The organism is Ruegeria sp. CDSC021 (assembly GCF_059610845.1).
The window spans coordinates 790537-812006 of sequence record NZ_JBXWOK010000001.1; the positions used below are offsets into that span (position 1 = coordinate 790537).

Sequence of the window (21470 nt, forward strand, 5' to 3'; positions counted from 1 at the left end):
TGATGAGGAATGAGGCAACCTGAATGGCCAATGCCAAGATGACGCAGATTTGGGACCGCCTTCCCCCTATTCCTGACGACAAACCCGTCCTGATCGCCGGGCCCACCGCATCGGGAAAATCCGCGCTGGCGCTGAAGATCGCCGAAACGTTCGGCGGCGTGATCGTCAATGCAGACGCAAGCCAGGTTTATGATTGCTGGCGCGTGATCTCGGCGCGTCCCTCCGCCGAGGAAGAAGCCCGCGCGCCGCATCTGCTTTATGGTCATGTGCCTTATGATCAGGACTATTCGACTGGCCACTGGTTGCGTGAGGTCAAGCCATTGCTGTCCGGCGGTAAGCGCCCCATCATTGTGGGCGGTACAGGTTTGTATTTTTCTGCCCTGACCGAAGGTATGGCCGATATCCCGGCGACTCCGGCCAAAGTTCGGGCTGCCGCGGATCAACTGGACCTAGCTACACTGATTGATGGGGTCGATGCCAAAACCCTGGCCGGGATTGACATCCGGAATCGCGCCCGCGTTCAACGTGCGTGGGAAGTTCAGCAAGCCACCGGGCGCAGCTTGCGGGACTGGCAAGCCGACACCCCTCCTCCGGTTCTGAACCCGCAAGACGCCGTGCCCATTGTGTTTGATGTCGACAAAGAATGGCTATTGGATCGGATCAGGCGCCGGTTTGACCTGATGCTGGAAAGTGGTGCTTTGGAAGAAGTTGAGGCGATGCGAAACCGGTATGACGCCTCGCTGCCGTCTTTCAAGGCCATCGGCGTTCCCGAGTTGATAGCCTATCTTGAAGGCCGTATCACACTGGATGACGCGCGCGAGCGTGCCACAATCTCGACCCGTCAATTTGCCAAACGTCAGCGCACGTGGTTTCGCGCACGCATGAAAAACTGGATTCGCGTTGATTTATCAAAGTGATACTTAACGTAGTTACAAACCCATTTTCAGGACACCAACCGCAGATTCCAAGTGATCGAATCTGATTGGCGGTCACTATTCGAATTACCCAGAGCACAGATTAAGCATCCGCGATGACGGAAACTTCGGCCGCAACATGTCGCTTTTGTGCAGTTGATGACGATTTCCGACATTGACCTCATGGGAAATCTGGTGCCGAATGACGCCATGGGGATGCTGCATATCCAAAAAAGAACACACGAACCTGCTGCCTGGCACCAACTGGTCTGAGCGGTTCAGAGCTACTTCATCAAAATCGATGTCACAGGGAGAGACATTAATGAAACACCAAACCATTACCGGAGCGCCGATCCATCGTGCCGCGGAAATGCACGCGCAAGAGTACCGCGACGGGCAACTAAGCCGCCGCGAGTTTCTGGCGCGCGCGACGGCCTTGGGGGTTACCGTCCCCGCCGCCTATGGAATGATCGGCCTGGCGTCTCCGGCACAAGCACAAGAGCCACCGCGCGGTGGAACTATCCGCTATCAGATGGAAGTGCGCGGCCTGAAAGATCCACGTACTTATGACTGGACGCAAATTGCGACCTTCACGGCTGGCTGGCTGGAATATCTGGTCGAATACAACAATGACGGTTCGTTCAAGCCGATGTTGCTGGAAAGCTGGGAATCCAACGATGACGCGACTGAGCACACGCTGAACGTTCGCAAAGGCGTCAAGTGGAACAACGGTGATGACTTCACCGCAGCGGATGTCGCCCGCAACATCGAAATGTGGTGTGACGCGGCAGTCGAGGGGAACTCGATGGCATCGCGCATGTCATCCCTGGTTGACGAGGCAACCCAGAAAGCAGGTGAAGGTGCAATCACTGTGGTCGATGATCACACGGTCAAGCTGACCTGCAACACGCCCGATATCACGATCATTCCTGGTATGGCCGACTATCCGGCAGCCATCGTGCACAGCAGCCACGATCCCAACAATATGCTGGCCAATCCGATTGGCACTGGCTTCATGATCCCTGAAAGCCACGAAGTGGGCGTAAAGGGTGTACTGGTCCGCAATGAAGAGCACGACTGGTGGGGATATGCTGCGGGCAAGGGTGGCTATATCGATCGGATCGAATTCATCGACTACGGCACCGACCCTGCGGCCTTCCTGGCTGCTTATGAGGCCGAAGAGATCGACATGAACTGGGAGTCGGTCGGCGAATTCGTAGACATCTTTGACAGCATCGGTCTGACACGGTCCGAGATCCCATCGGGCTTTACAATCGTCATCCGCCCGAACCAGCTGGCCGAAGATGCCGACGGCAACAAGATCTACGCCGACAAACGTGTGCGGCAGGCCCTGGCCATGGCCGTCGACAACGCCGTCTGCCTGGAGCTGGGCATGTCGGGATACGGCATTCCTGCCGACAACTGCCATGTTGGCCCGATGCACCCGGAATATGACTCGGCTGTGACCCGCCTGCCCTTTGATCCTGCAGCAGCCAAAGCGCTGATGGACGAGGCCGGAATGGGTGACTTCGAGCATGAGGTTCAGTCCATCGACGACGACTGGCGCCGCAACACGACCGCGGCCGTGGTAGCTCAGTTGAACGATGCTGGCATCAAGGCACGTCATACGGTTCTTCCGGGTTCGACCTTCTGGAACGACTGGACGAAATACGCCTTCTCGTCGACCAACTGGAACCACCGCCCGCTTGGCACACAGGTTCTGGCGCTGGCCTACAAATCGGGCGTAGCCTGGAACGAGGCTGGTTTCGCCAATGACGAGTTCGACGCGCTTCTGGCAGAGGCAAACTCGATCGCGGATGTCGACAAACGTCGCGAAGTCATGGCCAAGCTGCAGGCGATCATGATCGAAGAAGGCGTGACCATCCAACCCTATTGGCGGACGGCGATGCGTCACCACCGGGACAATATGGTTGGGGTTGAAAAGCACATCGCCGACCTGCCACAAATCTATAAGTTCGGCATTCTTTCCTAAGCCGACAGATACAAGCCGCGCCGATTGGGCGCGGCTTTTTCGTCCGTATCGTGGCGACCAAAAAACAGCGAAGTGTGGGGCTTTTGACACCTGCACTGGCCACCAACAGGGGCTAATATGGGACTATTCATTCTAAAGCGTGTCGGCATCATGCTCATCACAGCTTTGTGCCTGACATTCTTGGTCTTCTTCCTCACCAACCTGTATCCAAACCTCGAAAAGCTTGCGAAAACGCAGGGCAATTTTCGGATGTCCGACGAACAGGTTGAAAGCTATCTGCTGAAAAACGGGTATCTGCAGCCGACGCCGATCAAATACGGCGAATGGTTGGGCGTGCTGCCATCCTATCGGCACACCAACGAAGACGGCAGCGTACAAGGAAGATGTATCCTGCCCGGTGAAACCGCAGAAAGCTCGCCAAGCTTCTGTGGCATCCTGCAGGGATACTGGGGATACTCGTCCGTTTTCAAAGAGGAAGTTTCGAAAGTTGTTGGCACCCGGTTGGCCCTGACCGGTCGGTTGATGCTTTGGGTTATGTTGCTGATGGTCCCCTCGGCGCTGATCCTTGGGGTTCTGGCGGGTATGAAAGAAGGATCGGCCACCGACCGGACCCTTTCAACATTCGCCATCACGACGACAGCGACCCCTGAATATGTCTCGGGCGTGATCTTTATCGCGATCTTCACTTCGTCCGCCGTTGGCCTGAAATGGTTCAAAGGCACCGCGACACAGGCGATGGAGAACCCGACCTTTGAGAACTTCTTTCTACCGGTACTGACTATTGCTCTCTACGGGATGGGCTATATCGCTCGTATGACCCGCGCCTCGATGACCGAGGTGATGACGGCGCAGTATATCCGTACCGCGCGGCTCAAAGGTGTTTCCTTCCCGAATATCGTCATGAAGCACGCGCTGCGAAACGCGCTGATCGCACCGTTCACAGTCATCATGCTGCAGTTTCCCTGGCTGCTGAACGGCGTGGTGATCGTCGAGACCCTTTTTAACTATAAAGGGTTCGGCTGGGCGCTGGTTCAGGCAGCAGGCAATAACGACATCCAGCTGCTGCTGGCGATTTCGGTCGTGTCGGTCTTTGTGGTGCTGGTAACGCAGCTGATCTCGGATATCGGCTATGTCTACCTCAACCCACGCATCCGAATTTCGTAAGGAGGGACAGAACATGGAACCACTTACCTGGACCGGCTCTATCGCCATTCTGAACCCCTTGCTGATGATCGCACTGGTTGCACTAGGGGTATCAATCATCGTCTGGATCTTGGGCAGCATCGTGTTGCCCGAAACGCCGGTCGTCGTGAATATCGACGGCACAATCAATGCAGATACCGGCCTGCGCGGCCTGACGCAGATCGCGCTGAGATACAGCTTTTTCGCCTGCGTCGCGCTGTGTCTGGCATATGTGGTGCTTGGCATTTTGATGGGGACAAGCGCCGGGATTATCGGAGCGATCTCTCGGCAGTTTTTACCTGTCTGGATGTCGCTGATCATCCTGTTTGCAATGTCGATCGCCTTCAAGCGCAAGCTGGGCCTTTACGGCAAACTGTTTGACAGCCCCATCGGCATGATCGGTTTTGGCCTTGTGATGTTCTGGGTCTTTACCGGAATTTTTGGTGCGCTGGACCTGATCGTTACGCATGATCCGCTGGCGCAGGTTTCAGGTATGAAGAACAAGTTGCCCGGAACTCCAATGCCCAGCACTGAGGACGGAACATATTCCTGGTATCTGCTGGGTGGAGACAATCTGGCCCGCGATGTGTTCAGCCGGATGGTCAAAGGGGCATGGATCGTGGTACAGATCGCACCGATGGCAACCATATTTGCCTTCATGGTCGGGATTACTCTGGGCCTGCCTGCGGGGTTTTATGGCGGACGTCTGGACACGTTCCTGTCCTTCCTGGCAAACCTGATACTGGCCTTCCCGGTAATCCTGCTGTTCTATCTGCTGGTCACGCCCGAGATCGTGGCAACCGGTGTGCCGAACTATATGGCAGCCGTGTTGTTCGTCTTTCCGATCCTGTTTCTTTGCGTCCTGCTAAATTCGCGGTTCTATACGCGGCCCAATTTCCGCACACCTCTGCTGATCGGAGTGTTGGGCATCGCGATGTGGCTCTATCTATCTCTGATTTCAACAGACGGCTACATCATCGAAACCAACAGCTACAACATCTGGGGACTGCCCACCTATCTGGACCTGTTCAATATCCCCGGCGGCATTCTGGTCGTGTTCGTTTCGGTGGTTTTCGTAAACTCACCCACGGTATTCCGTATCGTGCGTGGCCTGGCGTTGGACATCAAAACCCGCGATTATGTTGCCGCAGCGCAAACCCGTGGTGAAGGTCCATGGTACATCATGCTTTGGGAAATCCTGCCCAATGCGCGCGGGCCGCTGATCGTCGACTTCTGTCTGCGCATTGGCTATACGACCATCCTTTTGGGAACCTTGGGATTCTTTGGCCTCGGGCTACCACCCGAAAGTCCCGATTGGGGGTCGACGATCAATGAAGGGCGCAAGCTCTTATCGATCTATCTGCACCCTGCCCTGCCACCTGCGCTGGCGCTGTTGACACTGGTTCTTGGGTTGAACCTGTTGGCTGATGGCCTGCGCGAAGAAAGTCTGAAGGACTGATGTATGAGCGGCCGGGGGCCTGCCCCCGGACCCCCGAGGTATTTTTGGCCAGATGAAGGGGATCCCCGGGATCTGGTGAGGAGCAACACAGATGACCAAACTTGCGTCCTATGAGGGCCCGATATTGGAGATCGACAAGCTGTCGATTTCGTTTTTCACGCGGTTGCGCGAGATCCCTGCAGTGATGGATTTTTCGGTCAGCGTGCAGCCTGGTGAAGCTGTGGGGCTGGTTGGGGAATCGGGGTGCGGGAAATCCACCGTTGCGTTGGGCGTCATGCAGGATCTGGGCAAGAACGGGCGTGTTGTTGGCGGATCCATCAAGTTCAAGGGTCGTGACCTATCCGAGATGACGGCCGAGGAGCTGCGCGATATTCGCGGCAATGAAATAGCCATGATCTATCAGGAACCTATGGCCAGCCTGAACCCCGCGATGAAGATCGGTCGGCAGCTGATGGAAGTACCGATGATCCACGAGGGCGTCAGCAAGGACGAGGCCTATGCCCGTGCGCTGGAAGTGGTCACCGACGTACGCCTGCCCGACCCTGAACGGATGCTGAATTCTTTCCCCCACCAGCTGTCGGGTGGCCAGCAACAGCGCATCGTGATCGCGATGGCGCTGATGTCCAAGCCATCGTTGCTGATCCTGGACGAGCCCACCACCGCGCTTGACGTGACCGTCGAGGCCGCGGTGGTCGAGCTGGTCAAGGATCTGGGCAAGAAATACGGCACCTCTATGCTGTTCATCAGCCACAATCTGGGGCTGGTGCTGGAAACCTGCGACCGGCTGTGCGTGATGTATTCCGGCGAAGCGGTCGAGCGCGGCTCAATCAAGGATGTGTTCGACGAAATGCAGCACCCCTATACGCAGGCGCTCTTCCGGTCGATTCCACTGCCGGGTGCGGACAAGAACGCGCGCCCGCTGGTGGCCATTCCGGGCAATTTCCCCCTGCCCCATGAGCGCCCTCCGGGCTGCAACTTTGGCCCACGCTGCGACTATTTCGAGGAAGGTCGCTGTGACGCGCAGAACATTCTGATGGAGGCCGTGCCAGGCAATGACCGGCATCATACCCGCTGTCTGAAATTTCAGGAGATCGACTGGAACGCGCCCATCACCCTGGCCGACCAAAAGGAAAAAGGTGAGATTGGCCGCGTTGTTCTAAAGATGGAAAATCTCAAGAAATACTATGAGGTTGCGGCAAATGCACTGTTCGGCGGCGGCGAAGCTAAGGTAGTCAAAGCCAACGAAACGCTGAGCTTTGAGGCGCATGAATCCGAGACACTCGCCATTGTGGGCGAATCCGGCTGCGGCAAATCCACCTTTGCCAAAGTTCTTATGGGGTTGGAGACGGCCACGGACGGGCAGATCCTGTTGGACAACCGCAATATCGAGGACGTGCCCATCGAAGAGCGCGACGCCAAGACGGTGGGCGAGGTTCAGATGGTGTTCCAGAATCCATTCGACACGTTGAATCCTTCGATGACCGTGGGCCGTCAGATCATCCGCGCTCTGGAAATCTTTGGCGTCGGTAAGTCCGAAGCCGAGCGCAAGAAGCGGATGCTCGAACTGTTGGACTTGGTGAAACTGCCCCGCGCCTTTGCCGAGCGGATGCCTCGACAGCTGTCGGGTGGTCAGAAACAGCGTGTCGGCATCGCCCGGGCCTTTGCCGGGGATGCGCGGATCGTGGTGGCGGATGAGCCGGTCTCGGCGCTGGATGTATCGGTGCAGGCGGCGGTAACCGACCTGCTGATGGAGATCCAACGCGAGCACAAAACCACACTGCTGTTCATCAGCCACGACCTGTCGATCGTGCGCTATCTCAGCGACCGGGTGATGGTGATGTATCTGGGCCATGTGGTCGAGCTGGGCACCACTGATCAGGTGTTTGCGCCGCCCTATCACCCCTATACAGAAGCCCTGCTGAGCGCAGTCCCCATCGCCGATACCTCGGTCGAGAAGCAGCACATCGTCTTGGAAGGCGACATCCCATCAGCGATGAACCCGCCTCCTGGCTGTCCGTTTCAGACCCGCTGTCGCTGGAAGTCCGAAGTCCCCAACGGTCTTTGCGAAAGAGATGTCCCACCCGTGAAAACCCTGGCAGACGGTCATCAGGTCAAATGCCATCTGGCAGACGACATCCTGGCACGTATGGAACCCGTCATAAAAATCGCCGCTGAGTAATGGGATTGGGTACGCAACAAGGGCGTCGGTAAGGTGGTTCCGGCGCCCTAATTAAGCGACACGACCGCAAGCAGCCTGTCACTGAACGCGCTAATTTGGCCAAGCCGCATCACCTGTTGATCCGGCAATTCATCGGGTGGCCTAACCGCCCCAAATCACCTTCACGTAATTCTGGGTTTCCTTGTAGGGTGGTACGCCACCGTGTTTTTCAACAGCCTGAGGTCCGGCATTATAGGCGGCCAGCGCAAGCCGCCAGGATTTGAACTTGCGGAATTGCCAGGACAAATACCGGGCTCCACCTTCAAGATTCTGTTTCGGGTCGCGCGGGTTCACGCCCAATAATTGTGCGGTCCCGGGCATCAACTGGGCCAGACCCAAGGCGCCTTTATGTGACACGGCATGGGGATTCCATCCACTTTCCTGCTGAACAAGGCGCAGGAACAGTTCTTCGGGAACATCGTGTTTACGAGCCGCTTGCCGCGCCATCGCCAGGTACTCACCCCGATAGTTGCCGGAATATCGCTTACTGAATTGTGGTTGAGGCGTCTTAGGCTTCAACCGATCTGAATCGCGGTACTGGGTGGCCGCACGGCCGTCCAAATATTTGGATTGCTTCAGAAAGATGTCCTTACGGCTTTTGGTAGACAGCGTATCCGCCGCAGCGAGTCCACAGGTCAACGCAAAGCATAGAACCAATAAAAAACCAAATCTGAAACGCATTAATGCCTGTCCCGCACTGTCACGAACCCGAGTGAGTATATGTATTTCAGCCAATAATGAAAGCATGGTAAATTTTCTATGTGCAAACTCCCGACCAGTTCATTTCTCATGATCCATGTTCCAACCATGGTTCAGGGCGTATAGGGTCTCAGAAATACACAGCGCCAGATTCGGGCGCACTCAAGTCAGTTAAGAACGGGGAAATACATGGCGGGTTCTGTCAACAAGGTCATTCTGGTGGGAAATCTGGGGCGTGATCCCGAGGTACGGTCGTTCCAGAACGGTGGCAAGGTCTGCAATCTGCGCATCGCCACTTCCGAGACCTGGAAAGACCGCAACACCGGCGAACGCCGCGAGCGGACAGAATGGCACTCGGTCGCGATTTTTTCAGAACCATTGGCCCGCATTGCCGAGCAATATCTGCGCAAGGGCAGCAAAGTTTATATCGAAGGTCAGCTGGAAACCCGCAAGTGGCAGGATCAGTCCGGTCAGGACCGCTATAGCACTGAGGTGGTTTTGCGCCCCTATCGCGGCGAGCTGACTTTGCTGGATGCGCGTGGAGAAGGCGGCGGCGGTGGCGGTGGTCAATCCGGCGGTTACGGTGGCGGCCAGGCAGGTGGTGGCTATGGTGACCCCTATGGCGGACAATCCAGCGCCCCGGCACCCGCATCTGGTGGAATAGACGACGACGAGATTCCGTTCTAAGCACACCGGAGACACATCATGACATGGTCCTTCTCGCTCGGCCGACTTTTGGGGTCGGAACTGAAGGTCCATGTCACCTTTTTCCTCTTGTTGGCATGGGTTGGATTCGCTGCTTATTCTACCGGAGGGATGCAGGCCACGATCGGGAATCTGATTTTCGTGCTTGCCCTTTTTGCATGTGTGGTCGCGCATGAGTTTGGTCATGCGCTGATGGCGCGGCGCTATGGCATAAAAACTCCGGACATTACTTTATTGCCGATCGGCGGTCTTGCCCGATTGGAACGGATGCCAGAGAACCCCATGCAAGAGGTATCGGTGGCTTTGGCCGGTCCTGCGGTAAACGTCGTCATCTGGATCATCCTCGTTTTTTTGGGCGCAGGAATGCCATTTGAAACACTCGCCAATATTGATTCACCCGAGACCGGGCTTTTGAACCGCCTCGCCTATGTGAACCTTCTTCTGGCTGCCTTTAATCTTATCCCCGCATTCCCGATGGATGGTGGACGCGTTTTTCGCGCACTGCTCTGCCTGAGGATGGATCGGGTCAAGGCCACGCGCATTGCCGCATTTGCCGGTCAGATAGTGGCGGTAGGATTGGGGTTTCTGGGGCTAAGCACAGGCAATCCGTTGTTGGTTCTGATCGCGGTTTTTGTATTCGTTGCCGCCAATGCAGAAAGCCAGGACGTCGCAATGCGATCAGTGGCGCGTCAGGTTCTGGCCCGCGACGCCATGATCACCGAGTTTCACGCCCTATCGCCAAGCGACACGCTTGCGACCGCCGCTCAAGCGGTCATTCACACCACTCAGCATGAATTTCCATTGTTGGATGCAACAGGGAAACTGCAGGGCTTTGTCACGCGCGACCGGCTGTTTGCTGCTCTCGCCAAAGATATTCCCCGGTCAGAATTGGCCAGTTCAATCATGGTTGAGGATATCCCGACAGTGACCCTGAGCAGCGGATTGGAAGCGGTTCTGAAACAGTTCCACGGGGGTGCCCCCGCAGTTGCCGTCTGCACGCGGTCAGATCAAATGGTCGGCTATATTACCCGTGAAAATATTGGCGAGTTAATGATCATTCGCGGACGTTGATCAACCCAGCGCGTCCTTGAGGACACTCAAAACCGCATCCCGCGGAACATCCGACGTGACAAATGCCTGCCCGATGCCTCGGGCTAGAATGAAACGCAGTTGGCCATCGATAACCTTCTTGTCCTGCGCCATCAGCTCGACCAGCGCTTCGGCGTCGGGCAAATCCCCGTGGATATCGGAAATGTCGGTTTTCATGCCCATCGCATGCAGATGTGCCCGAACCCGGCTTGGGTCCTCTTGCGAACATAAACCAAGTCGCGCCGACAGTTCGAATGCCAGTGCGCATCCAATCGCAACGCCTTCACCATGCAGCAAACGATCAGAATACCCGGTCGCAGCCTCAAGCGCATGACAGAACGTATGCCCGAGATTCAGCAGGGCGCGATCCCCCTGCTCGGTCTCATCACGAGCGACGATGTCGGCTTTCATCTGAACGGATCGGGTGACGGCCCGAACCCGCGCGGCCATATCCCCGCCCGAGACATCGGGGCCATTGCCCTCGAGCCATTCAAAGAATGCTGCATCCCCCAACAGCCCGTATTTTACGACCTCACCATAACCGGACAGGAAATCCCTGTCGGTCATTGTGCCCAGAACCGAAGTATCCGCCAGCACCAGTGAGGGTTGATGAAATGCGCCAATCAGGTTCTTGCCCTGCGGTGCGTTGATCCCGGTTTTGCCGCCGACCGAACTGTCGACCTGCGCTAGCAGCGAAGTTGGTATCTGAACAAACCGTACGCCCCGGCGCAAAACGGCCGCGGCAAATCCGGCGAGATCACCTATAACCCCACCTCCGAACGCAACCACCACGTCACGCCGCTCGATTTTCTCGGCCAACAGCCATTCGACTGCACGCTCAAAATGCGGCCAGCTTTTGGTGGCTTCGCCCGCGGGCAGCGCCAATGCGGACATTTCGATCCCTGCGCTGGCCAACCCATCCCGCAACGCGTCAAGATGCAGGCTCGCCACGTTTTCATCGGTCAGAACCGCTACTTTGGGTCGCGGCAGCAAAGGCGCTATGCGCTGACCGGCCTGCATCAGCAGATCGGGGCCGATCTCAACATCATAGGACCGATCCCCAAGCTCAACATGTACGGTTTGGTGCATCTATTTCCGTTCCAAAACATCAGGTCGCGTCATCAGAGCTTTGACGACACGCTCTACCATATCTTCAATCGAGACATCCCCGTCGGACGAAACCGCCAGATCGGCGCGTTCATAGATCGGAACACGCTGATCGTACAATGCACGAAGGGTCGCGAACGGGTTTTCGGTGCGCAAAAGCGGGCGCGTATCCTTGTGGCGAACGCGGTTCCACAACACACCCAAATCGGCGCGCAACCAAACGGACACCCCGCGTTGAGTGATCATGTCGCGGTTTTGTTCGGTCATAAAGGCACCGCCGCCGGTAGAAAGGATACCTTTTTCCTCGACCAAAAGCCGCCCGATGACCTGGCTTTCCTTGCTGCGAAAAAAGGCTTCGCCATCACGCTCGAATATCTCGGGGATGGTCATGTTGGCCGCTGATTCGATTTCGGCATCGCTATCGAGGAAAGGAACCCCCAACCGAGCGGACAAAGCGCGGCCTACGGCGGTCTTTCCGGCCCCCATCATACCTACAAGCACCACTGTTTTGTGCAGTGTATAGTCCGAAACGGCAGATGCCGCATGGGTGTTATGCTTAATTTCGCTCATTTCATCGTGAATGACGTGATCTTAGGAAAAATGCCAGTTATAACTTGGTCAAAAGAGAAAATTGAGGCAGCGTTTGACCATGGGCCGTCTGATCAAGTTCCTGATATATCTGATTTGCCTGTGTTTCATCGGGCTGGTGGGATATGTCTACCTGGGTGAGTTTTTTGGTGCAGATTTCTCTGCGCCGCAAAGCGAGGTCAGGGAGCCGGTAATACTGAATGTCGAATAAAGTGGCGGTGGTTGCGCTGTTTCTTGCAGGAACAGCGCAGGCGCAGCAGGAACCCCTTTCTGTTATTGAATGGCTGGCCAATCCTCCGGAAAACCTTCCGGGGACGGTTTTGCTTGAGCCACCCGTGGCGCAGCCCGGCGGTCAGCCCGATGTTCTTGTGACCCCGCTTCAGGCATTGTCACAACCCCTGGGCCTGGTTGCTTCGACTGTCACAGGATTGCCTGTCGACATGTGGCAGAACAGCGATCCCCAACGCCTGTCCGAACTGATCGAAAGCGTCCCGGTCAAGTACAACCCTGCAATGCAGCGTTTGCTGTTCACGTTGCTTTTAACCGAAGCTCGGGCACCGACGTCCAGTAAAGGGGAAGAGATTTTGCTTTTGGCGCGGCTCGACCGCCTCATGCATCTTGGCGCTGCGGACCCCACGCAATCATTGGTACAACTGGCAGGCCCGACGAACAGTCTTGACCGATTTCAACGCTGGTTCGACGCCACCCTTCTGACCGGGGATGAAGATCGCAGTTGCACGGCGCTGATTGCTCAGCCGCATTTGTCACGGGACTATGCCGCTCAGATTTTCTGCAAGGCCCGGCGTGGGGATTGGGACTCGGCCGCTCTCACGCTTGAGGCAGCCCATGCCCTACAGGTTCTGGCACCACAAGAGCTGGAGGTTCTGGACAGGTTTCTAAGCCCTGAACTGTACGAAGACGCCGAGTATCTGCCGCAACCGGACGACCCCTCGCCCCTGATGTTCCGCTTGTTCGAAGCTATTGGCGAACGTTTGCCCTCGGCTGCTTTGCCCCGCGTCTTCGCAAATGCGGATCTGCGGGATGTTGCGGGCTGGAAGGCTCAGGTCGAAGCCGCGGAACGGTTGACACGCGTTGGGGCGCTAACGCCAAATCAACTGCTGGGGCTCTATACAGAACGGTCTCCGGCTGCGTCTGGAGCCGTATGGGACCGGGTATCGTCGATACAGCGGTTCGAAAATGCACTTGATTCTGGCAATTCGGCAAAGATCGCCAAAGCTCTGCCGGTGGTTTGGAACCAGATGCGCAATATCGGCCTGGAAGTGCCATTCGCTGAACTTTTCGCCGGGCGCCTCTCTCAGGTCAAACTACAGAAACCCGCGGCCGAGGATCTGCGGTGGCGCATTCTGTTGCTGTCAGATCTATATGAAACAGCGGCGTTGTCGGCTCCGGACAATTCTGAAGAAAGTCAGTTTCTGGCTGCGCTGGCTCAGGGTGATCCGGGGCGCGCGCCCTCCCCTTCGCCGCTGGCGGATGCCATCGCAGAGGGGTTTGCATGGGCGGCGCCGGTGCCAACCGATATTGGCAACATGCTGGACGAAGGCCGCCTCGGTGAGGCGCTTCTGGAGACGATGGTCCTGTTTGCCCATGGATCGCGGGGAAATCTGGTCGACCTGACAGCAGCCATGGCAACCCTGCGCCGGGTCGGTCTAGAAGATACCGCGCGCCGCGCCGCGCTGAACCTGCTGATCCTGCAGGGCAAGTGATCATGACGTCTCCGGGCTCTGACGAAATCTGGATTTCGACCTTTCTGGAAGCACAGGCCGCCGAGTTAGGCGCTGCCCAAAATACGCTTGTTGCCTATGGCCGCGATCTCAAGGATTTTGCGGCCTGGCTGCGGCGCCGGAAAATTGGGTTTGCCAAGGCCGACGCCAAGCAGGTTGAGGATTACCTGATCAGTTGCGACGCACAGGGATTGGCTCAATCCACCCGCGCCCGCCGTTTATCTGCCATAAAACAGATTTATCGGTTCGCATTCGAAGAAGGCTGGCGTTCGACAAACCCCGCGATCAAGATCAAAGGTCCAGGACGGCCAAAGCGGCTGCCGAAAACTCTGGATGTATCCGAGGTGGACCGGTTATTGATTGCTGCGCGCGAAAGCGGGCGAAACGACACCGAAAAGCTGCGCAATACCTGCCTGATGGAAATCCTGTATGCCACCGGGATGCGTGTCACTGAACTGGTATCGTTGCCGGTGTCATCGGCGCGCGGCGATCCAAGGATGCTCTTGGTATTGGGAAAAGGCGGCAAAGAGCGGATGGTTCCACTGTCCCCACCGGCTCGACAGGCGCTTTCGGCATGGTTGGCGGCTCGGGATGAGACTGAGGAAAAGCGTGTTACAAAGGGTGGGCAGAGTTCCCGATTTCTTTTTCCCTCACGTGGCAAGGCCGGGCATCTGACTCGGCATATGTTCTATCATCTGATCAAGGAACTGGCGGTTCACGGTGGGGTCTCGCCCGAAAAGGTTACACCGCACACCTTGCGTCACGCTTTTGCGACACATCTTCTTGCCAACGGTGCCGATTTGCGATCGATCCAAACATTGCTTGGTCACGCGGATGTGGCGACCACAGAAATCTATACTCATGTCCTGGAAGAACGGCTGGCTGAACTGGTGTTGCAGCATCACCCATTAGCTAAAGATCCAGTTGAAAAGGGCTAACTCCTTGATCCAGTCAAGCCGCGCCCCCATAACAGACGCAGAAACACAAGCAGCTAAGGACCGATGGAACCCTCAACTTCTCTGATCGACGGCACATTCTGGCTTACGTCCGGTGCCATATTGCTATTGCTCTTCTTATCGGGGTTTTTCTCGGGTTCTGAAACGGCTCTGACGGCCTCGTCACGCGGCAAGCTGCGGGCGCAGGCGGACAAAGGGTCGCGCGGGGCGCAGAAGGCGCTGGACATCACCGACGACAACGAACGGCTGATCGGATCGGTTTTGCTGGGCAACAACCTGGTCAACATTCTTGCGGCCTCGTTGGCCACAGCGATGTTCACGCGCCTCTTTGGCGAAAGCGGCGTAGCATTGGCAACCCTGGTCATGACCTTGCTGGTTCTGATCTTTGCTGAAGTTTTGCCCAAGACCTATGCCATAACCAATTCGGAAAAAGCGGCATCCGCCGTTGCTCCGATCATCAGCGTGGTTGTCACCCTATTCTCACCGGTCGTTTCGGCCGTACGTCTATTGGTACGGGGAGTTTTACGCCTGTTCGGTGTACAGATCGACCCGGACAGCAACATTCTGGCCGTGCGCGACGAAATCGTTGGGGCCCTGCATCTGGGCCATTCCGAAGGCGTGGTCGAGAAGGAAGACCGTGACCGCATTCTGGGCGCTTTGGATCTGGGTGAACGTGCGGTTGAAGAGATCATGCTCCATCGTTCGAATATCGAGATGGTTGATGCGGATGACGCTCCCGAGGCGATCCTGAAACAATGCCTTGAAAGCCCCCATACACGCCTGCCTGTCTTTAGGGACGAACCAGAAAACATCGTTGGGGTTGTTCACGCCAAAGACCTGTTCCGCGCTATGTATGCTCATGCAGGAAGCAGCGAACGTGAAAACAACCGACTGAAAGAGTTCGATGTCTCAAAGGTAGCGAACGCCCCTTATTTTGTGCCTGAAACGACCACCCTGGACGATCAGATGCGGGAATTCCTGCGGATGCATAGCCATTTTGCGCTGGTGGTCGACGAATATGGTTCACTCAGGGGTCTAATCACGCTTGAAGATATCCTCGAAGAAATCGTCGGCGAGATTGCTGATGAGTTTGATATTGATGAGGACGTCCCGGTAACGCGAACCGAAGACGGCCAGTACCTTGTTGAAGGCGCCATGACGATCCGCGATGTAAACCGCGCCATGGAATGGTCTTTGCCCGACGAAGAGGCCAATACCGTGGCCGGTCTGGTCATCCACGAAGCGCAGATGATCCCGATCACGGGTCAGGTATTCTCGTTCCACGGTTTCAGATTCGAAGTCGTCGCGCGCGAAGGCAACAGGATCACAGAGCTGAAGATCCGTCCCCTCTGATCCTCTCGCTGCGACAGCCTTTGTCGTGAACGGAACAGTATCCCTGGTTCTGCGATTGCAGGCTTTGACTATATCGCAAGGGGAGTCTGTGACGTGAAGACAACAACTCAGGTAGCTGTAATCGGTGGCGGCGTTGTCGGGTGTTCGGTTCTTTATCACCTGACCAAGCTGGGCTGGTCGGATGTGATGCTGCTGGAGCGGTCCGAATTGACCAGTGGCTCGACCTGGCACGCGGCGGGTGGTTTCCACACATTGAACGGCGACACTAATATGGCCGCACTGCAAGGCTATACGATCCGGCTGTATAAAGAGCTGGAAGAGATCACCGGCATGTCCTGTGGCCTGCACCACGTTGGCGGCATAACGTTGGCCGACGACCGCGACCGGTTTGACATGCTCCTGGCCGAACGTGCCAAGCACCGCTTTATGGGGTTAGAGACCGAAATCGTAGGCCCTGAAGAGATAAGGAAAATCGCACCGATCACCAATACCGACGGCATCATCGGCGCGCTCTATGATCCGCTGGACGGACATCTTGATCCGTCCGGAACCACCCATGCCTATGCCAAAGCGGCGCGGATGGGCGGCGCAACAATCGAAACCCATTGCATGGTGCACGAAACAAATCAGCGCCCCGATGGCACCTGGGATGTGGTCACCAACAAGGGCACGATTCATGCTGAACATGTGGTCAACGCTGGTGGGCTCTGGGCGCGCGAGGTTGGCGCCATGGCCGGTGTCTATTTCCCGCTGCATCCGATGGAACATCAGTACCTGGTCACCGACTCGATCCCCCAAATCGATGCAATTATCGACGCAGGTGGCGAACATCCCCATGTCATGGATCCCGCCGGCGAAAGCTATCTGCGGCAAGAGGGACGCGGTCTGTGCATCGGCTTTTATGAACAAACCTGCAGGCCCTGGGCTGTCGACGGCACCTCATGGGATTTCGGTCACGAGCTTCTTCCCGATGATTTCGATAAGATCACCGATAGTATTGAATTCGCCTATCGCCGCTTTCCTGTTCTGGCCGAGGCTGGTGTGAAATCGGTGATCCACGGGCCGTTTACCTTTGCACCGGACGGCAATCCTCTGGTCGGGCCGGTTCCGGGGTTGCGCAACTATTGGTCGGCCTGCGGCGTGATGGCCGGGTTCAGCCAGGGCGGCGGCGTTGGTCTGACACTGGCGCAATGGATGATTGAGGGTGAGCCAGAGCGCGACGTCTTTGCGATGGACGTGGCGCGGTTCGGGGATTGGATCAGCCCGGGCTATACCCGTCCAAAGGTCATCGAGAACTATCAGAAGCGGTTCAGCGTCTCTTATCCGAACGAGGAATTGCCGGCAGCCCGCCCAGCCCGCACAACGCCGATGTATGATATCTTTACCGATCTTGGTGCTGTGTGGGGTCAGCAATACGGGCTTGAGGTGCCCAATTACTTTGCCCAAGGGGATGAACCGGGCTATGAAACGCCCTCGTTCCGCCGATCCAACGCATTCGATGCCACCGGGCGCGAAGTTCGGGCCGTGCGATCAAGTGTTGGCATCAACGAAGTGCACAATTTTGGTAAATACCGCATTGTTGGACCTGCTGCCCGTGATTGGCTGGATCGGATCATGGCGGGCCGAATCCCGAAACCGGGCCGCGTGTCGCTAACCCCGATGCTATCACCAAAGGGCAAGCTGATCGGTGATTTTACCGTTTCCTGTCTTGATGAGACCGAGTTCCGCCTGACCGCCTCCTACGGCTCTCAGGCGTTTCACATGCGCTGGTTCCTGCAAAATGCGCAGAATGGCGTGACTGTCGAAAACATCAGCGATCGGCAGAACGGGTTCCAGATCGCAGGCCCAAAAGCCACGCAGGTTCTGGCGGCCTGCACCCGTGATGACCTGAGCGGATTTCGGTTCCTCGATCTGCGCCGCATGACCGTTGGGATGGCCGACTGTATCGTCCAGCGCGTCAGCTATACCGGCGATTTGGGGTACGAGATCTACTGCGATCCCATGGCACAAAGGCAGTTGTGGTGGACCTTATGGCAGGCCGGGCAAGAACGCGGCATCGTTCCATTTGGCATGCGCGCGATGATGAGCCTGCGTCTGGACAAATTCTTTGGATCCTGGATGCGAGAATTCTCGCCTGATTACACAGCCGCGGAAACCGGTCTGGATCGGTTTATTTCCTTCTCTAAGAACGCTAATTTCATTGGCCGCGCAGCTGCCGAGGCTGAACGCGCCTCTGGCCCTGCCCGTCGACTGGTCGCGTTCGAGGTTGATGCCGAGGACGCTGATGTCAACGCGTATGAGCCGGTTTGGCTGGGCGGAAAGGTCGCCGGGTTTTGCACTTCGGGTGGCTATTCACACTATGCAGGCAAGTCCATTGCCATGGGGTTTCTGCCAACAGACCGCGCTGCGGACGGGCTGGAAGTAGAAATCGAAATACTTGGCCAGTTGTGCAAGGCACGCGTGATCTCAGAACCGTTATTCGACGCCGATGGCGCGCGTATGAGGGGATGACACTGCTTTCATACGTCTGCATTGTCGGCGCATGACGCAAATACCCATCATCCTTCTGGCCGCCGGACAATCCCGGCGTATGCGAGGCGCAGATAAGCTGCTGCAAGAAATTGATGGCTGCCCGCTGCTGCTCCGTTCCGCCCAGACGGCACGGGCTGCATCGTCGGTTATTGTTGCCCTGCCGTCCAAGCCTCATCCCAGGTACGACGTGTTGCAGGGGCTGGACCTGCATCTGGTCGAAATCGCAGATGCGGAAGAAGGTATGAATGCCAGCTTACGAGGGGCCCTGTCTGCTGTTGGGCAAGAGGCCGAAGCCGTCATGGTTCTGCTAGCTGACCTGCCTGAAATCACTCTGGATGACCTTCAGACGCTGATCAAGGCAACTAAGGCGTATCCGGATAAGCTGATCTGGCGCGGGTCGACCGCGTCAGGACAGCCTGGCCACCCTGTGATCTTCAGCCGTCTCCTGTTCGATCAGATCAGCCGCCTGACCGGAGACGAAGGCGCACAATCTGTGGTTCGGGACCATCCGGACAAGGTCCATCTATGTGTGCTCCCCGGCCAACATGCCGTGCTGGATCTGGACACGCCCGAAGCATGGGATATCTGGACCAAAAATCGCAACAGTTAAAACGAGTACGGCCCGGTCAATGAAGACCGGGCCGGTTACCCAATTAAGGACTACCACTTTTCACTGATCCTGAAAGCGCGTCCAGAACACACTAGGCATTCCGAATATTCCGCAACCGAACCTAAACAAGACCCCCTCGTTAACATGCCGCTCAGCGCTTCCAGAGACTGTGACAAGCCGTTGGCACCCCCTAGTGCCGCCGACTTCCCTTCGCTTGGGCAAGACCATCGTCACCTATCAGATGCTCTCAAACAACGTAAAATTGGCCTAAACTTGCATTTTCTGATGTATCAGTTTGGTTTTTACGCAACATTTCTCTCAATGTGTTTCTACTATAGGTTGTTCGTCCGAGAAAATCTAAATGCAAGTACACTCCATTTATCACAGACCATATATATAACATGTTCATAATATGATATGTTTCCGGCAAATTCAGCCTATGACATCAGATCTACTCACAACCAATGGCTGTGTCATAAATCCATCAATTTCTGAGCGCTCGCTTTGTTTATCAAACAGATTTAATTCAACTAAAATCATCATTTGACTGCCGAACAGGCAACAATCCACCGATTCTCACCTTATGATTCGGAAGATTTCCGCGAATCTTTGCCACCCGACGCCGGGATAGAGCCTCTCGTTTGTGGCAAAATTAAGATTTATTAACCAACCAATCAGGAAAGTCACAGACTGATGCAGCATCTCTTGATCCAAGGCGCGGCCAATGTCGCGTGCTTCAATCAGGAGACCAAAATGAGCATCCGTAAATCCTCTCTTCTTATGCCACGCACATCAAACTGGCTAGGCGTCTCAGCGCTGAGTGCGGCATTGTTGGCGACGACTGCCCTGCCCTCGAAAGCTGACGAAGCGCTGGCTGATTTAGTTGAGAGCGTGTCACCTTCTGTCGTGACCATCATCGCGGAACAAAACGCCGCCAAGGGCCCGGAAAATGGACAGCAGTTTGATTTCGAAGGCCAACCATTCGGTGAATTCTTCAAACGCTTTGGCGTGCCTGAAGGGTTCGATGCCCCCCGTCGTGGTCCTTCTCAGGGTTTGGGGTCAGGTTTTGTGCTGGATGAAGCCGGGTACATCATTACGAACCATCACGTGGTCGACGATGCCGCGACCGTGACCGTGCGCCTCAATGATGACCGAACTTTTGAGGCTGAGGTGATCGGTACCGACCCGTTGACCGATATCGCGGTTCTCAAGATCGACGCGGGCGAGCCACTTCAGGCCGTAGAGCTTGGCAATAGCGATGTGATCCGTGTGGGCGAGGATGTTGTCGCCATCGGGAACCCGTTTGGCCTCAGCTCGACCGTGACGACCGGGATTGTATCGGCCAAGGACCGCAATATTTCGCAGGGACCTTATGCCGAGTTCATCCAGACGGATGCGGCCATCAACAAAGGCAATTCCGGTGGCCCGCTGTTCAACATGGATGGTGAGGTTATCGGCGTGAACTCGGCCATCTATTCCCCGAGCGGTGGGTCGGTCGGGTTAGGTTTTGCCGTCACGTCGAACATTGTGGACCATATTGCCGCGGATCTGCGCGATGATGGCCAGGTCAGCCGCGGTTGGCTGGGTGTGTCAATCCAGAATGTCAGCCCTCAGATCGCTGCGGCGATGGGAATTGATGCCTCAAACGGCGCATTGGTTTCGGACGTTGTTGCCAACAGCCCTGCCGAAGGCATCCTGGAACAGGGCGACGTCATCCTGACCTTTAACGGCGAACCCGTCGAGTCCAGCAGCGACCTGCCGATCCTTGTCGGAACTACCAAGGTTGGAACAGAAAGCACGCTTACAGTTTTGCGCAACGGCAGTGAGCAAGACATAAAGTTGACGATTGGACAGCATCAGTCCGCATCGGCCGAAATTGACAAGTCAGTGGATGAAGGCATTTCGGGCACCGCCCTGGGCGTCACCGTTGCACCACTAACAGAAACCAACCGTGCGGAACTGGGCATGGCCGAGAATATTGACGGTGTGATCGTCACGGACCTGAAACCGGACAGCCCTGCAGCCAAAGCCGGTCTTCAGCGTGGCGACGTGATCGTGAAGCTGGGCAACCAGGACACGGCCACTCCTGACGCGCTGAAAGACGCGCTGGACAGTGAAAAAACTGATCCCGCGCTTGTCCTGATCAACCGTGGCGGCAACCAGATCTTTGTTGCGGTGGAAATCGCCTGATCGAACACCTGCGCGCGCCACGTGATGGGGAGATCTGGCGGGCGCCTCTCTGGCATGATTGAATTGTCCGCAATCTGCCGGAGCAGCCGGGTGCGCAACGACGCACCCGGCATCTAAACCGGTCAAATCTTGT

17 protein-coding genes are annotated in these 21470 nt (G+C 56.4%); 14 read left to right on the top strand and 3 right to left on the bottom strand.

What is annotated here, in order from left to right; all coding sequences use genetic code 11:
- The first annotated feature begins 23 nt into the window (after positions 1–23).
- The 5 genes from miaA to AC2FGB_RS04005 all read left to right on the top strand — a co-directional run bounded on the left by miaA (position 24) and on the right by AC2FGB_RS04005 (position 7727).
- Positions 24–917, top strand: a complete 894-nt coding sequence (gene miaA / locus AC2FGB_RS03985; RefSeq protein WP_496693254.1) for a tRNA (adenosine(37)-N6)-dimethylallyltransferase MiaA — start codon at positions 24–26, stop codon at positions 915–917.
- A gap of 319 nt (positions 918–1236) precedes the next feature.
- Positions 1237–2907 (top strand): ABC transporter substrate-binding protein, encoded by a 1671-nt coding sequence (locus AC2FGB_RS03990; protein WP_496693255.1) that lies wholly within the window; start codon positions 1237–1239, stop codon positions 2905–2907.
- Between the two features lie 117 nt (positions 2908–3024).
- Positions 3025–4071: an ABC transporter permease gene (locus AC2FGB_RS03995; RefSeq protein WP_142634237.1), complete on the top strand. Its 1047-nt coding sequence runs from the start codon at positions 3025–3027 to the stop codon at positions 4069–4071.
- A 13-nt stretch (positions 4072–4084) separates the two neighbouring features.
- On the top strand, positions 4085–5548 hold the full coding sequence (locus AC2FGB_RS04000; protein WP_142634239.1) for an ABC transporter permease: 1464 nt from the start codon (positions 4085–4087) through the stop codon (positions 5546–5548).
- 91 nt (positions 5549–5639) lie between these two features.
- On the top strand, positions 5640–7727 hold the full coding sequence (locus AC2FGB_RS04005; RefSeq protein ID WP_496687732.1) for a dipeptide ABC transporter ATP-binding protein: 2088 nt from the start codon (positions 5640–5642) through the stop codon (positions 7725–7727).
- A 141-nt stretch (positions 7728–7868) separates the two neighbouring features.
- Here AC2FGB_RS04005 and AC2FGB_RS04010 read toward each other — a convergent pair whose 3' ends face one another.
- Positions 7869–8447 (bottom strand): lytic transglycosylase domain-containing protein, encoded by a 579-nt coding sequence (locus tag AC2FGB_RS04010; RefSeq protein WP_496687729.1) that lies wholly within the window; start codon positions 8445–8447, stop codon positions 7869–7871.
- A 207-nt stretch (positions 8448–8654) separates the two neighbouring features.
- Between AC2FGB_RS04010 and ssb the strand changes: the two genes are divergently transcribed.
- Together ssb and AC2FGB_RS04020 are read left to right on the top strand one after the other, a co-directional pair.
- Complete coding sequence (ssb, locus tag AC2FGB_RS04015) at positions 8655–9152, top strand: single-stranded DNA-binding protein (RefSeq protein ID WP_142634245.1); 498 nt, start codon at positions 8655–8657, stop codon at positions 9150–9152.
- Positions 9153–9170: 18 nt separating this feature from the next.
- Positions 9171–10241, top strand: coding sequence for a site-2 protease family protein (locus AC2FGB_RS04020; RefSeq protein ID WP_496693256.1), 1071 nt, complete (start codon positions 9171–9173; stop codon positions 10239–10241).
- Here the strand turns inward: AC2FGB_RS04020 and aroB are convergent, their stop codons facing one another.
- Together aroB and AC2FGB_RS04030 are read right to left on the bottom strand one after the other, a co-directional pair.
- Positions 10242–11348, bottom strand: coding sequence for a 3-dehydroquinate synthase (gene aroB, locus AC2FGB_RS04025; RefSeq protein ID WP_496693257.1), 1107 nt, complete (start codon positions 11346–11348; stop codon positions 10242–10244).
- A complete protein-coding gene (locus tag AC2FGB_RS04030; RefSeq protein WP_496693258.1) occupies positions 11349–11936 on the bottom strand; it encodes a shikimate kinase in 588 nt (195 codons plus the stop codon).
- A 79-nt stretch (positions 11937–12015) separates the two neighbouring features.
- On the opposite strand from AC2FGB_RS04030, the gene AC2FGB_RS04035 reads away from it, so the two are divergent.
- The 7 genes from AC2FGB_RS04035 (at position 12016) to AC2FGB_RS04065 (ending at position 21337) form a co-directional block, all read left to right on the top strand.
- A complete protein-coding gene (locus AC2FGB_RS04035) occupies positions 12016–12165 on the top strand; it encodes a hypothetical protein (RefSeq protein WP_185956616.1) in 150 nt (49 codons plus the stop codon).
- A complete protein-coding gene (locus AC2FGB_RS04040) occupies positions 12155–13678 on the top strand; it encodes a hypothetical protein (RefSeq protein ID WP_496693259.1) in 1524 nt (507 codons plus the stop codon). The genes AC2FGB_RS04035 and AC2FGB_RS04040 overlap by 11 nt, the downstream gene beginning before the upstream one ends.
- Positions 13679–13680: 2 nt before the next feature.
- On the top strand, positions 13681–14634 hold the full coding sequence (locus tag AC2FGB_RS04045; RefSeq protein WP_496693260.1) for a site-specific tyrosine recombinase XerD: 954 nt from the start codon (positions 13681–13683) through the stop codon (positions 14632–14634).
- 63 nt (positions 14635–14697) lie between these two features.
- Entirely contained in the window at positions 14698–16005 is a 1308-nt protein-coding gene (locus tag AC2FGB_RS04050) for an HlyC/CorC family transporter (protein ID WP_142634257.1), read from the top strand.
- Between the two features lie 93 nt (positions 16006–16098).
- Positions 16099–18516 (top strand): GcvT family protein, encoded by a 2418-nt coding sequence (locus AC2FGB_RS04055; protein WP_496693261.1) that lies wholly within the window; start codon positions 16099–16101, stop codon positions 18514–18516.
- 31 nt (positions 18517–18547) lie between these two features.
- Positions 18548–19147, top strand: coding sequence for a nucleotidyltransferase family protein (locus AC2FGB_RS04060; protein ID WP_142634260.1), 600 nt, complete (start codon positions 18548–18550; stop codon positions 19145–19147).
- A gap of 753 nt (positions 19148–19900) precedes the next feature.
- Entirely contained in the window at positions 19901–21337 is a 1437-nt protein-coding gene (locus AC2FGB_RS04065) for a Do family serine endopeptidase (protein WP_496693262.1), read from the top strand.
- The last annotated feature ends 133 nt before the right edge of the window (positions 21338–21470 follow it).

Bases quoted from the DNA above. Each gene is read 5' to 3' on its own strand.
- ssb (WP_142634245.1), top strand. From the start codon at position 8,655: ATGGCGGGTTCTGTCAACAAGGTCATTCTGGTGGGAAATCTGGGGCGT.
- aroB (WP_496693257.1), bottom strand. From the start codon at position 11,348: ATGCACCAAACCGTACATGTTGAGCTTGGGGATCGGTCCTATGATGTT.
- AC2FGB_RS03995 (WP_142634237.1), top strand. From the start codon at position 3,025: ATGGGACTATTCATTCTAAAGCGTGTCGGCATCATGCTCATCACAGCT.
- AC2FGB_RS04065 (WP_496693262.1), top strand. From the start codon at position 19,901: ATGAGCATCCGTAAATCCTCTCTTCTTATGCCACGCACATCAAACTGG.
- AC2FGB_RS04000 (WP_142634239.1), top strand. From the start codon at position 4,085: ATGGAACCACTTACCTGGACCGGCTCTATCGCCATTCTGAACCCCTTG.
- AC2FGB_RS04060 (WP_142634260.1), top strand. From the start codon at position 18,548: ATGACGCAAATACCCATCATCCTTCTGGCCGCCGGACAATCCCGGCGT.
- AC2FGB_RS04040 (WP_496693259.1), top strand. From the start codon at position 12,155: ATGTCGAATAAAGTGGCGGTGGTTGCGCTGTTTCTTGCAGGAACAGCG.
- AC2FGB_RS04005 (WP_496687732.1), top strand. From the start codon at position 5,640: ATGACCAAACTTGCGTCCTATGAGGGCCCGATATTGGAGATCGACAAG.
- AC2FGB_RS04020 (WP_496693256.1), top strand. From the start codon at position 9,171: ATGACATGGTCCTTCTCGCTCGGCCGACTTTTGGGGTCGGAACTGAAG.
- miaA (WP_496693254.1), top strand. From the start codon at position 24: ATGGCCAATGCCAAGATGACGCAGATTTGGGACCGCCTTCCCCCTATT.
- AC2FGB_RS04050 (WP_142634257.1), top strand. From the start codon at position 14,698: ATGGAACCCTCAACTTCTCTGATCGACGGCACATTCTGGCTTACGTCC.
- AC2FGB_RS04035 (WP_185956616.1), top strand. From the start codon at position 12,016: ATGGGCCGTCTGATCAAGTTCCTGATATATCTGATTTGCCTGTGTTTC.
- AC2FGB_RS03990 (WP_496693255.1), top strand. From the start codon at position 1,237: ATGAAACACCAAACCATTACCGGAGCGCCGATCCATCGTGCCGCGGAA.
- AC2FGB_RS04045 (WP_496693260.1), top strand. From the start codon at position 13,681: ATGACGTCTCCGGGCTCTGACGAAATCTGGATTTCGACCTTTCTGGAA.
- AC2FGB_RS04010 (WP_496687729.1), bottom strand. From the start codon at position 8,447: ATGCGTTTCAGATTTGGTTTTTTATTGGTTCTATGCTTTGCGTTGACC.
- AC2FGB_RS04030 (WP_496693258.1), bottom strand. From the start codon at position 11,936: ATGAGCGAAATTAAGCATAACACCCATGCGGCATCTGCCGTTTCGGAC.